This window comes from Mesorhizobium sp. CO1-1-8 (genome assembly GCF_020164875.1).
Classification (GTDB): Bacteria; Pseudomonadota; Alphaproteobacteria; order Rhizobiales; family Rhizobiaceae; genus Mesorhizobium.
The window spans coordinates 242594-255708 of sequence record NZ_JAIUGZ010000009.1; the positions used below are offsets into that span (position 1 = coordinate 242594).

At 63.1% G+C, this 13115-nt stretch carries 13 protein-coding genes and 1 pseudogene; 7 read left to right on the forward strand and 7 right to left on the reverse strand.

Annotation, left to right across the window (positions count from 1 at the left end):
- The first annotated feature begins 119 nt into the window (after nucleotides 1-119).
- Nucleotides 120-293 carry a hypothetical protein gene (locus LB558_RS19635; RefSeq protein WP_224699053.1) on the forward strand — a complete coding sequence of 58 codons (174 nt, stop codon included), beginning with the start codon at nucleotides 120-122 and terminating at the stop codon, nucleotides 291-293.
- 7 nt (nucleotides 294-300) lie between these two features.
- Here the strand turns inward: LB558_RS19635 and LB558_RS19640 are convergent, their stop codons facing one another.
- Complete coding sequence (locus tag LB558_RS19640; RefSeq protein WP_224699054.1) at nucleotides 301-1377, reverse strand: quinone-dependent dihydroorotate dehydrogenase; 1077 nt, start codon at nucleotides 1375-1377, stop codon at nucleotides 301-303.
- Nucleotides 1374-1724: a DUF952 domain-containing protein gene (locus tag LB558_RS19645; protein ID WP_224699093.1), complete on the reverse strand. Its 351-nt coding sequence runs from the start codon at nucleotides 1722-1724 to the stop codon at nucleotides 1374-1376. The genes LB558_RS19640 and LB558_RS19645 overlap by 4 nt, the downstream gene beginning before the upstream one ends.
- A 186-nt stretch (nucleotides 1725-1910) precedes the next feature.
- Here LB558_RS19645 and LB558_RS19650 point away from each other — a divergent pair, with 186 nt between their 5' ends.
- Both LB558_RS19650 and LB558_RS19655 read left to right on the forward strand, forming a co-directional pair.
- Complete coding sequence (locus LB558_RS19650; RefSeq protein WP_224699055.1) at nucleotides 1911-2327, forward strand: hypothetical protein; 417 nt, start codon at nucleotides 1911-1913, stop codon at nucleotides 2325-2327.
- 124 nt (nucleotides 2328-2451) lie between these two features.
- Nucleotides 2452-3111 (forward strand): response regulator transcription factor, encoded by a 660-nt coding sequence (locus LB558_RS19655; RefSeq protein WP_224699056.1) that lies wholly within the window; start codon nucleotides 2452-2454, stop codon nucleotides 3109-3111.
- Between the two features lie 3 nt (nucleotides 3112-3114).
- Here LB558_RS19655 and LB558_RS19660 read toward each other — a convergent pair whose 3' ends face one another.
- From LB558_RS19660 to LB558_RS32925, 4 genes and pseudogenes are all read right to left on the reverse strand, one after another.
- Nucleotides 3115-6600, reverse strand: a complete 3486-nt coding sequence (locus tag LB558_RS19660; RefSeq protein WP_224699057.1) for a NahK/ErcS family hybrid sensor histidine kinase/response regulator — start codon at nucleotides 6598-6600, stop codon at nucleotides 3115-3117.
- A gap of 126 nt (nucleotides 6601-6726) precedes the next feature.
- Nucleotides 6727-6858 (reverse strand): hypothetical protein, encoded by a 132-nt coding sequence (locus LB558_RS33215; RefSeq protein WP_412033482.1) that lies wholly within the window; start codon nucleotides 6856-6858, stop codon nucleotides 6727-6729.
- A gap of 38 nt (nucleotides 6859-6896) precedes the next feature.
- Nucleotides 6897-7124: pseudogene (locus LB558_RS33220) on the reverse strand (type II toxin-antitoxin system RelE/ParE family toxin); the annotation flags it as partial.
- Nucleotides 7072-7200 carry a hypothetical protein gene (locus LB558_RS32925; RefSeq protein WP_263495320.1) on the reverse strand — a complete coding sequence of 43 codons (129 nt, stop codon included), beginning with the start codon at nucleotides 7198-7200 and terminating at the stop codon, nucleotides 7072-7074. The gene LB558_RS32925 and the pseudogene LB558_RS33220, both read right to left, overlap by 53 nt.
- Before the next feature lie 244 nt (nucleotides 7201-7444).
- Between LB558_RS32925 and mscL the strand changes: the two genes are divergently transcribed.
- Entirely contained in the window at nucleotides 7445-7867 is a 423-nt protein-coding gene (mscL, locus tag LB558_RS19670; RefSeq protein WP_224699058.1) for a large conductance mechanosensitive channel protein MscL, read from the forward strand.
- 110 nt (nucleotides 7868-7977) lie between these two features.
- Nucleotides 7978-9144 carry a pyridoxal phosphate-dependent aminotransferase gene (locus LB558_RS19675; RefSeq protein WP_224699059.1) on the forward strand — a complete coding sequence of 389 codons (1167 nt, stop codon included), beginning with the start codon at nucleotides 7978-7980 and terminating at the stop codon, nucleotides 9142-9144.
- A 73-nt stretch (nucleotides 9145-9217) separates the two neighbouring features.
- On the opposite strand, the gene hemA is transcribed toward LB558_RS19675, so the two are convergent.
- Entirely contained in the window at nucleotides 9218-10495 is a 1278-nt protein-coding gene (gene hemA / locus LB558_RS19680; protein ID WP_224699060.1) for a 5-aminolevulinate synthase, read from the reverse strand.
- Nucleotides 10496-10761: 266 nt separating this feature from the next.
- Between hemA and galE the strand changes: the two genes are divergently transcribed.
- Together galE and LB558_RS19690 are read left to right on the forward strand one after the other, a co-directional pair.
- Entirely contained in the window at nucleotides 10762-11757 is a 996-nt protein-coding gene (galE, locus tag LB558_RS19685) for a UDP-glucose 4-epimerase GalE (RefSeq protein WP_224699061.1), read from the forward strand.
- A 105-nt stretch (nucleotides 11758-11862) separates the two neighbouring features.
- A complete protein-coding gene (locus tag LB558_RS19690) occupies nucleotides 11863-13113 on the forward strand; it encodes a D-amino acid dehydrogenase (protein WP_224699062.1) in 1251 nt (416 codons plus the stop codon).
- Nucleotides 13114-13115 lie beyond the last annotated feature (2 nt).

Here is a 13115-nt window from a genome sequence, read left to right on the forward strand (position 1 = left end):
GCGAGGCTCCGAAGGAACCCGTTAACCCGAGTTCGTTGCCATGCGGTGCGGTCGGATGCACTTGCACTTCGAGTCGATTTCCAACAGACTTGATGCACCAATTGTTCCAGGACGAGCTTATGCGAAGCTACCTGCCATACGTCTTGGGCGCGGCGCTGGGATTGCTTGCGGCGTTCATTCTCTCCGCGGTTTCTGGCATCGGAGGAACCGCACAGTTGCTTCTCTTCGGCGTGCTGCCTGCCATCGGCGGTACCATCCGCGAGCGGGCTGTCAGTCGCAATCTACGCTCCTGAGAGCGGTTCAGAGTTGCCTGGACGCCCAGAAGTCGAGGCGGCTGTCGCGCAACTCGCAAATCGACTTCAGCCGTTCTTTTTCGACGAAACGGACCATCCCGGAAAGAATACGGCCTGGCAGCGAAGGCCCGGCATAGATCATGCCGGTGTAGAGCTGCACCAGATCAGCGCCCGCGCGGATCTTTTCCAGTGCCGTCTCGGTAGAATCAATGCCGCCGACGCCGATGATGGCGCGGTCCGGTCCGAGCAGCTTGCGCATCTTTGCCAGCACGATGGTCGAGCGTTCGAACAGCGGCTTGCCGGAGAGTCCCCCGGTCTCGCGCGCGGTGTCGCCGCTGCGCAGCGCTGGTCGGGATATGGTGGTGTTGGAGACGATGACGCCGTCGATCCGCTTCTCGGTGACCTCGGCGGCGATGTCTTCCAGCTCGGCTTCGACCAGATCCGGCGCGATCTTCAGGAAGACCGGCGGCTGGGCTGATGCCGTGGCGCGCGCGGCCATGACACGCGACAAAAGTTCGCCGAGCTGTTCGCGCGCCTGCATGTTGCGCAGGCCCGGCGTGTTGGGCGAGGAGATGTTGACGGTGAGATAGCTGGCGTATTGCGCAAACCGGGCGACGCCGTGCTCATAGTCGCCGATGCGGTCGCTGCTGTCCTTGTTGGCGCCGATGTTGACGCCGACGATGCCGGAGCGCCCCTTGCGCCCGGCAAGGCGTTTTTCCGCTGCTGCATGGCCTTCATTGTTGAAGCCCAATCGGTTGATCACCGCATCATCGGCCGTCAGCCGGAAGATACGCGGCTTCGGATTGCCGGCCTGCGCCAGCGGCGTGATCGTGCCAACCTCGGCAAAGCCGAAACCAAGGCCAAGCAAAGCGTCGGGCACTTCGGCGTTCTTGTCGTAGCCCGCAGCCATGCCGAGCGGGTTCGGAAACTCGAGCCCGCAGACCGTCACCTTCAGCCGCGCATCGAACGTCGTCCGCGCGCCGACCGGCAGTCCGCATCGCAGCGCCGCGATCGATAGGCCATGCGCGGTTTCCGGATCGAAGGCGAACAGCAGCTTCTGGCCAAGCCGGTCGAGCACGCTCATTGCCCCTCCAGTGCCGGGAACTGATGCACACCATCTGCGCCAAGCGGCAGTGGCCGGACCCACAGCACGGCCTTGAGGTTGAGCGGACCATAAAGATGCGGAAACAGCGCGCCGCCGCGCGAGACCTCGTATTTCAGGGCAGCGCCCAGACCGGCGCCGTCGATGGCGACCAGCAAAAGGTCTGTCTGGCCGGCAAAGTGCTTTGCCGCGGTTTCCTTGACCTGCGCTGCCGTGGAGAAGTGGATGAAGCCGTCGGCGGCATCGATCGGCGCGCCGGTGAAGCGGCCATGCGTTTCGGCCTCGTGCCATGGCGCTTGCGGGGTTATCTTGTAGATAATCTGAGACATGGTTGCGCTATAGAGCAGTTCCAGGAAAAGTGTGAAACGGTTTTCCCGGGAAAAGCGCATAGCGCTTCCCTTGGGAATTGCGTCAAAATGTGCCCGAACCGGCCATTCGGGAAAGGCCAAGCCAAGGGTCTTCCCTATTTCCGGCGCAAACATGGGATATTTCAGGCCTTGGCCATGGAGGACGACATGCGTCTGCAGCACATCTTGATCCCCGCCGCGCTCGTTTCGCTGGTCGCGGCTTCAGCTTACTCGGAAGAAACCGACCGCTACCGGCTGGAAAAGTCCGACAACGGCTTTGTCCGTATCGATACGCAGACCGGCGCCATGTCGATTTGCGAGGAGCGTTCGGGCCAGCTCGTCTGCAAGATGGCGGCCGACGAACGCGCCGCTTTCCAGGATGAGATCGACCGCCTGCAGACCTCGATGAAGGCGATGGACGAGCGCGTCACCAAGCTTGAGAATTCGCTCTCCGCCCGCCTCGAATCGAAACTGCCGAGCGAGGAGGATTTCAACAAGACGATGAGCTACATGGAGCGTTTCCTGCGCGGCTTCATGGGCATCGTCAAGGATATGGACAAGGACAACGGCGCGCAGAAGACCTGAGCGCTTCAACCAAAGGAGGCGACGCGCTGGCTTTGCCGCTTGAAAACAGCGCGCAGCCCCTCATAATCGTCCAAATTGAACCCGAAAAAGCCAAAAAAATCATCGGGGATTCGGGGAGGAACATTTGCCGGCAGGCTATTCTTTCGTCATCGCCGACGATCACCCGCTGTTTCGCGGTGCGCTGCGCGAAGCGCTCGCCGGCATAGGCAACGTCGCCGCCATCCACGAGGCCGGCGATTTCGAGAGCGCCAAGGCGCTGGTCGTGGCCAACGAGGACGTCGATCTGGTTCTGCTCGACCTGTCGATGCCGGGCGCCAGCGGCCTCTCCGGCCTGATCTCGCTGCGCGGCATCCATCCGGCGGTGCCGCTGGTCGTGGTGTCGGCGCATGACGATCCGGCGACCATCAGGCGGGCGCTCGACCTCGGCGCTTCCGGCTTCATCTCCAAATCGGCCAGCATGGAGGAGATCCGCAGCGCCGTGCAATCGGTGCTTGCCGGCGATATCGCCGCGCCGGTCGGCGTCGATCTCGGCATTGAGCGCGATCCCGAAATATCGGACCTTATCAAGCGCCTGCAAACTTTGACGCCGCAGCAGACACGGGTGCTCGGCATGCTGGCCGAGGGCCTGCTCAACAAGCAGATCGCCTATGAACTCGGCGTCTCCGAGGCCACCATCAAGGCGCATGTCTCCGCCATCCTGCAGAAGCTCGGTGTCGACAGCCGGACCCAGGCAGTGATCCTCCTGTCCAAGATCGGCAGCGACCCGCTGCAGCCGGCGAACTGACCTCTATTCGGCCGCCGGTGCCAGCGGCCTGACCCTGGCCATCATCGAGCGCAGTACCGCTGGTTTGAGCGGTTTGTTGATCACCGCGATCTCGAGCCCGCCGGCGGCCGTGCGCACCTCGTTGGAGCGGTCGGCGGTGACCAGCACGGCCGGCAGGTTGTCGCCATGGGTCGCGCGCAGCCTGACAACGAGTTCAAGACCGGTTTCGCCGTCGAGATGGTAGTCGGCAAGGACGATGTCAGGGCGGTGTATCGCGGTCTCCAGATCCTTTGAACCGGACACGGTGTCGACGTTGCAACCCCAGCCTTCGAGCAGGAGCCGCATGCCCTCTAGGATGCGGGCGTCGTTGTCGATGCACAGCACGTGCAGCCCGGCCAGCGAAGCCGTCGCGCGGGCAGGAGCCCTGGCTTCGATTTCGCGTCGCGGTTCCTGCACGGCCGCCACGGGCAGGATGACGGAGAAGCGCGTGCCCTTGCCAGGATTGGAAAAGATCCGGATTTCCAGGCGCAACACCCGGGCGATGCGGTCGACGATGGAGAGGCCGAGACCGAGGCCTTCGGCCTCGCGCGCACCCTCGTCGAGCCGGGTGAATTCGCGAAAGACGGTGTTCAGCTTGTCGCCGGCGATGCCGATGCCGGTGTCGATCACCTGGATCTCGGCCAGTTCGCCGCGCCGCCTGACGCCAACCAGCACGCGGCCGTGGCGCGTGTATTTGATGGCGTTGGAGACGAGATTCTGGATCAGGCGGCGCAGCAAATTGCGGTCCGTCGTCACCGTCAGCGATGACGGCATGATGGTCAGCTCAAGCTTCTTTTCGGCGGCCAGCGGCCGGAAGTCGTTGCCGATCTGGCGCAGCAATCCGTCGAGGTCGAAGGCGGTATCGTCCGGCTTCATGGCGCCGGCATCGAGACGGGAGATGTCGAGCACGGCGCCGAGAATCGTCTCGACCGATTCCAGCGAGGATTCGATGTTCACGGCCGCCTTGCCGGCAGGCCCCTTGCCGGCCTTCTCGATCAGCGAGGAGCAATAGAGGCGGGCGGCGTTCAGCGGCTGCAGGATGTCGTGGCCGGCGGCGGCGAGGAAGCGCGTCTTGCCGAGATTGGCCTCCTCGGCCAGCATCTGCGCCTGCGCCAGCTCCTCGTTGACCCGGGTCAACTCGATGGTGCGGGTCTTGACGCGCTGCTCCAGCGATTCGTTGGCCCGTTTCAGCGCCAGGTCCTGTTCGACGCGTCCGGAAATGTCGGCATAGGTGGCGACGATGCCGCCGTCCGGCATTGGGTTGGAGCGCAGTTCCAGGATGCGGCCCGAGGTTTTCAGCTCCATCTGCCATGGACTGACGAAACTGGTCAGCCGGTTGAGCATGGCCACACGCTGATCGGCGGGGATGTCGCCGCGCTCGGCGAGATGGCGCAGGATGCGGTCGAGCGAGACGCCGACCTGGCCCATCTCGTCGGGCAGGTCGAACAGCGCCCGGTACTGGCGGTTCCAGCAGATCAGGCGGAAATCCCGGTCGAAGACGGTGATGCCCTGTTCCATCTGGTCGAGCGCGATCTGCAACAGGTCGCGGTTGTGCTGCAGCGCCTCGGTGGCGTCGTCGAGCAAGCGGAAGGCATCTCGGGATTCGCGGTCGTGGCGCCGAAACAGCAGCGACAGGACCAGCCGTGCCGACGAGGAGCCGACGGCGCTGGCCAGCAACTGCTCGGAAAAGCGGATGACGTCCATGCTCGCCTGCTCGTTGCCGTGCAGCGAGGTTCCGTTGGTCTTTTCGAAAGACTGGAAGGAGCGCTCGGTGCGCTCGACGCCGAGATAGCGCCCGATCGTGTCCTTGAGGTCGTTGACGGTGATGGCGGTGCGGAAGCGGCGCAGGCTTGGCATCGGGCCGGCATCGCGCGGCACGAAGATCGACGCCTGGATGCGTTCCAGCGGCACCGATGCGCGCGACAGCGAACCGAGCACGAAGAACACCGCGTTGATCGACAGGCTCCACAGCACGCCGTGGTTCAGCGGTTCGGCGACGGTGCCGAACAATGCCTGCGGCCGCAGCGCCTCGAAGCCGAACAACCCGTGCACGATGATGCCGGTATCGGGTGCGGCAAGCGATGGAAACAGCAGCGTATAACCCCAGACGAGGATGCCGGCGACCATGCCAAGTGCAGCACCCCGGCCGTTGGCGCCGCGCCAGATCAGCCCGCCGATCAGGGCGGGGGCGAACTGGGCGATGGCCGCGAACGACATCAGGCCGATCGACGACAGGCGCGCGCTGTCGGTGCTCTCGCGGTAATAGAGGAAGGCGATGAACAAGAGGATGAAGATCGCCCCGCGCCGCACATTGAGGATCAGCGTCGACCAGTCCTCGGTCTCGGAGGTCGAGGTCTTGAGCAGGCGGCGCACGAACAGCGGAATGACGAGGTCGTTGGAGATCATGATCGACAGCGCCACGCTTTCGACGATCACCATCGCCGTCGCCGCCGACAGGCCACCGATGAAAGCCGCCATCGCCAGCAAATCATGGCCGCTGAACAGGGGCAGCGACAGCACGTAGAGATCGCTGCTGGTTCCGGTGCCGACCAGCGAAAGGCCGGCGAAGGCGATCGGCAGCACGAACAGGTTGATCGCCACGAGGTAGAGCGGAAACACCCATGTCGCGGTGCGCAGTTCGGCCTCGCCACGGTTCTCGACGATGGTGACGTAGAACTGCCGCGGCAGCATGATGATGGCAAAGCCGCTCAGGCAAGTCAGCACCAGCCAGGTGGCGAGCGAGGTGTTGTAGCTCATCGCCTGCCGGACCTGCGCGTTCTCAGCGAGCTTGTCGAACATGTCGCCCGGGCCGCCGAAGATCAGGAAGGTGACCATCAGGCCGATCGCCAGGAAGGCGGCGAGCTTGACCACGGTTTCGACCGCCACCGCCAGCACCAGCCCGTCCTGGTGCTCGGTGGCGTCGGCGTGGCGTGTGCCGAACAGCACCGCAAACAGCGCCAGCAGCATGGCGACGACCAGCGAGATGTCGCTGACGAAGGGATCGAAGGACGGCGGCGATCCCGTATAGTGCTCGACCATCAGGCTGACCGAGCCGGAAATCGCCTTCAGCTGCAGCGCGATATAGGGCACCGCGCCGATGGTGGCGATCAGCGTGGCGATCGCTGCGACGGTGAAACTCTTGCCGTAGCGCGCGCCGAGAAAATCCGCGATTGAGGTGATCTTCTCGGTCTTGGCCAGCCGCACGATGCGGTTGAGCAGCGGGAAGCCGAACACGAAGACGAGCACCGGGCCCGTATAGATGCCGAGGAATTCGAGGCCGCGTTCGGAAGAGAGGCCGACCGAGCCGAAGAAAGTCCAGGATGTGCAGTAGATCGCGAGGCTAAGCGCATAGATGAAAGGTCGCCCCCGGCCTGGCTCTGAAATGGCCGAGCGGCGGTCGCCGAGGCTGGCGATGGCAAACAGCAGCGTCACATAGGCGACCGCGATGATGACGATGAACAAGCCCTGCACGCTTGGACTTTCCTCCTCTGCCGCCTTTTTATCCGGCTTGCCCGGACGCAACCACAGCTTGGCGTCCGAGTCCATTGCAGAGCTGCATAGGACGGTTCTCAGGTCGGCGCGTCGGTGTCGATGTCGTTATGGTGAAGATCGCCGCTGAGCGCCGTGAAAAATGCGGCCGATAATGATCTCCTCCAAACCCATACGATAGAGGATGATATGCTTGCCATGGACGAACTGATGGGTCCTGCCTTCATAGAGCCTGCCCATATTCGGGTAATCGCCGAGCAACTCAACACCGCGTCGAGTTCGCGCAGGTATTTTTCGGCCTGAGTGTGGCCGAAGTTTTCGAAGGTGTGGCGGTAAATGTCTTTTAGATCGCGTTCGGCGCGATGCGTTATCCTATGACGCATGCGGAAGTTCGGCACGCGCTTCCCGAATAATGTCATCGATCGATTTTTTGCTGACGAGACTCTCAAAACCTTAGTTGATCGCCGCCAGAATCGTTTTCCGCTTCTCATCGGGCGAAAGCGCATCGAACCAAGCGCGCTGCTCCTCTGTTGGAGCCGCCCACGGATAAACATCAATGCTGATGGTTTCGAGCATGGTCATGAGAACATTATAGGCGAAAACGCCTATGATTGCCAGAAATTCAACGCTGGTCCTGCCGAGCCGTGGGTCTCGAACAACTGAATCGGGGTCTTGGCGGGCAACATAGCCGGATCCCGGTAAAGAGAAACCGGTCGCTTTCTCCTTTTTATCGATGTTGCGTCAGCAGGTTTTTGTTATGTTGCCCTAGGGTCGATGCCGCAAGGACGGAAACGGCAGTTCGGCCAGTCACGACAAGGAGGGTCGAATGCTGAAAGAATTCCAGGAATTCATTTCCAAGGGTAATGTGATGGACCTTGCGGTCGGCGTCATCATCGGCGCGGCCTTCAGCAAGATCGTCGATTCCCTTGTCAACGACATCATCATGCCGATCGTCGGTGCGATTTTCGGCGGGTTGGACTTCAACAACTACTTCTTTGGATTGTCCTCGGCCGTCAACGCGACCTCGCTGGCCGACGCCAAAAAGCAAGGCGCTGTTTTCGCTTATGGCAGCTTCATCACCGTGGCGCTGAATTTCCTCATCCTTGCTTTCATCATCTTCCTGATGGTCAAGGCGGTGAACAACATGCGCAAGCGGCTTGAGCGCGAGAAGCCGGCAGCACCTGCCGCTCCGCCGCCAGCCGACGTCGCGCTGCTCACCGAAATTCGCGACCTGCTCGCCAGGCGCTGACCAGGGGCAGCATTTGCTGGACCAAAACCCCGGTCGTTCGCGGCCGGGGTTTTCTGTTTTCGCATCTGGTATGGACCGCTGACGAAAACCGCAGACCAAACGGATCCGCCATGACCCTGATCGACAGCTTGCGCCCTGAGGCTCGTGCGGCACCCGAAAGCGGCATTGTCGCCGTCGTCAATTACGGCCGCCTGCGCGAAGGCATGATTCCGCTCTGGGCCGGCGAGGGCGACCTGCCGACGCCAGCCTTCATCACCGATGCCGCGTCGAAGGCGCTGGCCGGCGGCGAGACATTCTACACCTGGCAAAGGGGCATCCCCGATCTCAGGCAGGCGCTCTCCCGCTACTATGCCAGGCATTTCGGCAGGACCTTCCCGGAGGAAGAATTCATCGTCACCGGCTCCGGCATGCATGCCATCCAGCTGGCGCTCGACGCGCTCGCCGGTGCCGGCGACGAGGTTGTCTATCTGTCGCCGGCCTGGCCGAATTTCGATGCCGCAGCAGGGATAGCGGGAGCCGTTCCAGTCGCGGTCACGCTCGATCATTCCGGCAATGGCTGGTCCTGCGACGTCGAGAAGATCGCGGCTTCGATCACGCCGCGCACAAAGGCGCTGTTCATCAACACGCCGTCGAACCCGACCGGCTGGACCGCCGATCATGAGACCTTGCAGGCCATCCTCGATCTGGCGCGCGCGAAAAACCTCTGGATCATCGCCGACGAGATCTATTCGCTTTTCCACTATGGCCACGGCCGCGCGCCGTCCTTCCTCGACATCGCGTCGGCGGAAGACCGCATCCTGTACGTCAACTCATTCTCCAAGAACTGGGCGATGACCGGCTGGCGCGTCGGCTGGATCAAGACGCATCCGAGCTTGCAGCAGGTGTTCGAGAACCTGATCCAATATTCGAATTCCGGCGTTGCACAGTTCATGCAGCGCGGCGCGGCTGCCGCCCTTGACGGGGGCGATGGCTTCGTTGCCGAACAGGTCGAGCGGGCGCGCAAGGCGCGCGATCTGGTCTGCGGCATCCTCGGCGCCACCGGCCGCGCCCGGTTCACCGTGCCGCAGGGCGCGTTCTATCTGTTTTTCACTGTCGACGGCCTCACCGATTCACGCACGGCCGCCTTCGACATTGTCGACAAGGCCAATGTCGGCCTGGCGCCAGGCACCGCTTTCGGGCCCGGCGGCGAAGCGTTTTTGCGGTTGTGTTTCCACCGCCGCCTCGACCAGGTCGAGGAAGCGGCACACCGGCTGGCAAATTGGATGAAGGCTATTTGAGCCGCCGACGAAGCGCGGATTGAAATCGCTCCGGCGAGCCAGATGGCCGCCGGAGCAGCATTTCAAACGGGCTTCAACCGCCTGACTTGGGCACCAGCAGGGGAATGATGCGGTCGCTCTTGGCCACCGAAGGCCGGCCGGCGGAGCCATAGGGGATGCCGAGCGCATCCCAGGTCTCGACCAGCGCGTCCTGCAATTCGGCGATCAGTGCATCGGAATGGAACGGCGTCGGCGTGATGCGCAGCCGCTCGGTGCCGCGCGGCACGGTCGGGTAGTTGATCGGCTGGATGTAGATGCCGTGCACGCCAAGCAGGCGGTCGCTGGCCATCTTGCAGGCCTCCGGATCGCCGACCAGCAGCGGCACGATGTGCGTTGGCGAGTCCATCACCGGCAGGCCGGCGGCCGACAGGATCTGCTTGGTTCGTGTCGCCTGCTGCTGCTGGGCGTCACGCTCGGCCTGCGAGCGCTTGAGATGGCGGATCGACGCGGTCGCGGCGGCCGCGATCGCCGGCGGCAGTGCCGTGGTGAAGATGAAGCCAGGCGCATAGGAGCGCACGGCGTCGATCACAGCGCTGGTGCCGGTGATGTAGCCGCCCAGCGTGCCGAACGCCTTGGCGAGCGTCCCTTCGATGATGTCGATGCGGTCGGCCAGGCCTTCGCGCTCGGTGATGCCGCCGCCGCGCTGCCCGTACATGCCGACGGCATGGACCTCGTCGATATAGGTCATGGCGTTGTAGCGCTCGGCGAGCTCGACGATCTCTCTGATCGGCGCGATGTCGCCATCCATCGAATAGACGCTTTCGAAGACGATCAGCTTGGCGCGTTCGCGCCCCGCCGCCTGCAAAAGGCTTTCCAGATGCGCGACGTCATTGTGGCGGAAGATCTTCTTTTCCGCACCGGAACGCCGCACGCCTTCGATCATCGAGGCGTGGTTCAATTCGTCCGAGATGATCAGGCAGTTGGGCAAAAGCTTCGCGATGGTCGAGATCGAGGCTTCATTGGAGACAAAGCCGGAGGTGAAGACGAGTGCCGCTTCCTTGTCGTGCAGGTCGGCAAGCTCCACCTCGAGCTCGACCAGCGGGTTCGAGGTGCCGGAAATGTTGCGGGTGCCGCCGGCGCCCGAACCCATCTTGCCAGCGGTATTCTGGAACGCGGCGATGACGTCGGGATGCTGGCCCATGCCAAGATAGTCGTTGGAGCACCAGACGGTGATTTCCTCGGCGCGGCCATTGGAACGCCAGATGGCGCGCGGAAACTTGCCCGCGATCCGCTCGAGGTCGGCGAAAACGCGGTAGCGACGCTCGGCATGGAGCTGGTCGATCGCTTCCTCGAAGAACCGCTGATAGTTCATGTCGACTTCCCAATTTTGCGCGGGATCATAATCATTGGCCTGTTGATCGTCCACCTGGCCTTTTTGGTCAAAATGCCACGCCCCGGACCTGTTCCTAACGATCACGGATCGTGGCCTATTCCCTTGATGTGGATCAACTTTGTTTCAGGACGATGCCACTAGCCGGCGATGCCGGTTACCACGGGTTCCAATAGTCATGAGGCGGGCTTTCCAGTAGAGCGGGGTTGAGACAGTTTCCGATAAATCTTGGATAAGCGAGGACGCGGATGACGGTTTTGGTTACAGGCGGCGCCGGTTACATCGGCAGCCATATGGTCTGGGAGTTGCTTGATGCCGGCGAGAGTGTGGTCGTCCTCGATCGCCTTTCCACCGGTTTCGAATGGGCGGTGGCGCCGGAGGCAAGGCTGGTGGTGGGCGATGTCGCCGACAGGGAATTGGTCGGCGGGGTCATCAGGGAGAACAATGTCGACGCGATCATTCATTTTGCCGGCTCGATCGTGGTTCCGGAATCGGTCGCCGACCCGCTCAGCTACTATGAGAACAACACCTCGAAGACGCGCACGCTGATCGAAACCGCGGTGCGCGAAGGCGTGCCCAATTTCATCTTTTCATCGACTGCCGCCGTCTATGGCGGCGCCGGGCTGGAGCCGGTGCGCGAGGACGCCCGTCTATCGCCGGAATCACCCTATGGCCTGTCCAAGCTGATGAGCGAGTGGATGCTGCGCGACGCGTCGATCGCGCATGGCCTGCGCTATACCGCGCTGCGCTACTTCAACGTCGCCGGAGCCGACCCGAAGGGCCGCACCGGCCAGTCGACGCCTGGCGCCACCCATCTGATCAAGGTCGCCTGCGAGACGGCACTCGGCAAGCGGCCGTTCATGCAGGTGTTCGGCACCGATTATCCGACGCCGGACGGCACCTGCATGCGCGACTACATCCATGTCAGCGACCTGGCGGCGGCACATCGCCTTGCCCTGCAGCGGTTGCGCGCCGGCGGACAAAGCCTCATCGCCAATTGCGGCTACAGCCATGGCTACTCGGTGCTCGAGGTCATCGACAGCGTGCGCCGCGCCTTCGGCCATGATTTCGAGGTGAAGATGGGCGACCGTCGACCTGGCGATGCCGCGGCGGTTGTCGCCAATTCGGATCTCGCACGCGCCGAACTCGGCTGGACCCCGCAACGCGACGATCTCGACCAGATCGTCGCCGACGCGCTCGCCTGGGAGCGCATCCTGACCGGCAAGAACTCCGCGCGCGGCTGAGCCGGGTTCTCCCAAGGGCTCGCAAGGCGGGCAGCGAAGCGCTATTGAAGGCATTCGCGGCACGGCGTGGAGGCGCTGCGCCGCGAGGAGCTTTTGGGGGATGGCATGAAGATAACGGTACTCGGGGCCGGTGTCGTCGGTACGGCGGCCGCCTATTATCTGGCCAGCGACGGCCACGAGGTCACCGTGATCGAGCGACATCCGGCACCGGCGCGCGGCACCAGCCGGTCGAATGCCGGCCTCGTCTCGCCTGGAGACGCCACCGCCTGGGCTTCGCCGGCGGCGCTGAAGACATTCCTTCGCGCGCTTTACAACCATGATCTCGGTATCAAGGTCAGGCTGCGCTTCGATCCTTATTTCCTCACCTGGAGCCTGCGCTTCCTGCGCCAATGCACGAAAGAGCGTCTGCGCGCCAACAGCCGGGTCAAGCTGCGCCTGGCGCTTTATTCGCGCGACTGCATCAACGCCATCTCCGCCGTTTCAGGCATTCATTATGACGAGCGCAAGAAGGGCATCCTCTATTTCTTCCGCTCGCAGCACAGTCTCGACACCGGCACCGACAATTATCGCTATCTGGCCGAGCACGGCCTGCCGATCGAGATCGTCGGCCGCGAGCGGCTGGTCGAGCTTGAACCCGGTCTTGCCGGGGTGAAGGAAAAGATCGCCGGCGGCGTCTATTCGCCGATCGACCAGACCGGCGATTCCCGGCAGTTCGTGGAAAAGCTTGCCGCGTACGCTGCCGAAAAGCTCGGCGTAAAATTTCTCTATGGCACGACGGTCGAGGGTCTCGACATCGAAGGCGGCCGGGTGCGCGCGGTGATGACTTCGGCCGGACCGGTCACTGGTGATGCCGTAGTCATCTCGATGGGGCCGGAAAGCGGCTTGCTCGGCCGCCGCTACGGCATCGATCTGCCAGTCTATCCTGTGAAGGGTTATACCGCGACGCTTCCTTTGGAGGACGAGAGCAAAGGCCCGACCATGGGCGGTGCCGACGAGGACCAACTGATCGCCTATTCCAGGCTTGGCAACCGGCTGCGGCTCGCCTCGACCGCCGAATTCACCGGCTTCGACCGCAGCCACAAGCCAAGCGACTTCGCCGCCATGTTCAGGACCGGCAAGGATCTGTTCCCCGGTGCCTTCGACGAGAACAAGGCCGAGCTGTGGGCAGGCCTGCGGCCGATGATGCCGAACTCGGTGCCGGTCATCGGCCAGGCGCGCTATGAGAATCTCTATCTCGACACCGGCCACGGCCATGTCGGCTGGACCATGGCCTGCGGCTCCGGCAAATTCCTTGCCGATCTTGTTGCCGGCCGCAAGCCGGAGATCGACCCGCAGGGGCTGGTTTACGGGGGCTAGAG

What these genes read in the sequence shown, in the direction of transcription:
- galE (WP_224699061.1), top strand. Translation starts at nt 10,762, where the DNA reads ATGACGGTTTTGGTTACAGGCGGCGCCGGTTACATCGGCAGCCATATG.
- LB558_RS19640 (WP_224699054.1), bottom strand. Translation starts at nt 1,377, where the DNA reads ATGAGCGTGCTCGACCGGCTTGGCCAGAAGCTGCTGTTCGCCTTCGAT.
- LB558_RS19690 (WP_224699062.1), top strand. Translation starts at nt 11,863, where the DNA reads ATGAAGATAACGGTACTCGGGGCCGGTGTCGTCGGTACGGCGGCCGCC.
- LB558_RS19675 (WP_224699059.1), top strand. Translation starts at nt 7,978, where the DNA reads ATGACCCTGATCGACAGCTTGCGCCCTGAGGCTCGTGCGGCACCCGAA.
- LB558_RS19645 (WP_224699093.1), bottom strand. Translation starts at nt 1,724, where the DNA reads ATGTCTCAGATTATCTACAAGATAACCCCGCAAGCGCCATGGCACGAG.
- hemA (WP_224699060.1), bottom strand. Translation starts at nt 10,495, where the DNA reads ATGAACTATCAGCGGTTCTTCGAGGAAGCGATCGACCAGCTCCATGCC.
- LB558_RS32925 (WP_263495320.1), bottom strand. Translation starts at nt 7,200, where the DNA reads ATGACCATGCTCGAAACCATCAGCATTGATGTTTATCCGTGGGCGGCT.
- LB558_RS33215 (WP_412033482.1), bottom strand. Translation starts at nt 6,858, where the DNA reads ATGGGCAGGCTCTATGAAGGCAGGACCCATCAGTTCGTCCATGGCAAG.
- LB558_RS19650 (WP_224699055.1), top strand. Translation starts at nt 1,911, where the DNA reads ATGCGTCTGCAGCACATCTTGATCCCCGCCGCGCTCGTTTCGCTGGTC.
- mscL (WP_224699058.1), top strand. Translation starts at nt 7,445, where the DNA reads ATGCTGAAAGAATTCCAGGAATTCATTTCCAAGGGTAATGTGATGGAC.
- LB558_RS19635 (WP_224699053.1), top strand. Translation starts at nt 120, where the DNA reads ATGCGAAGCTACCTGCCATACGTCTTGGGCGCGGCGCTGGGATTGCTT.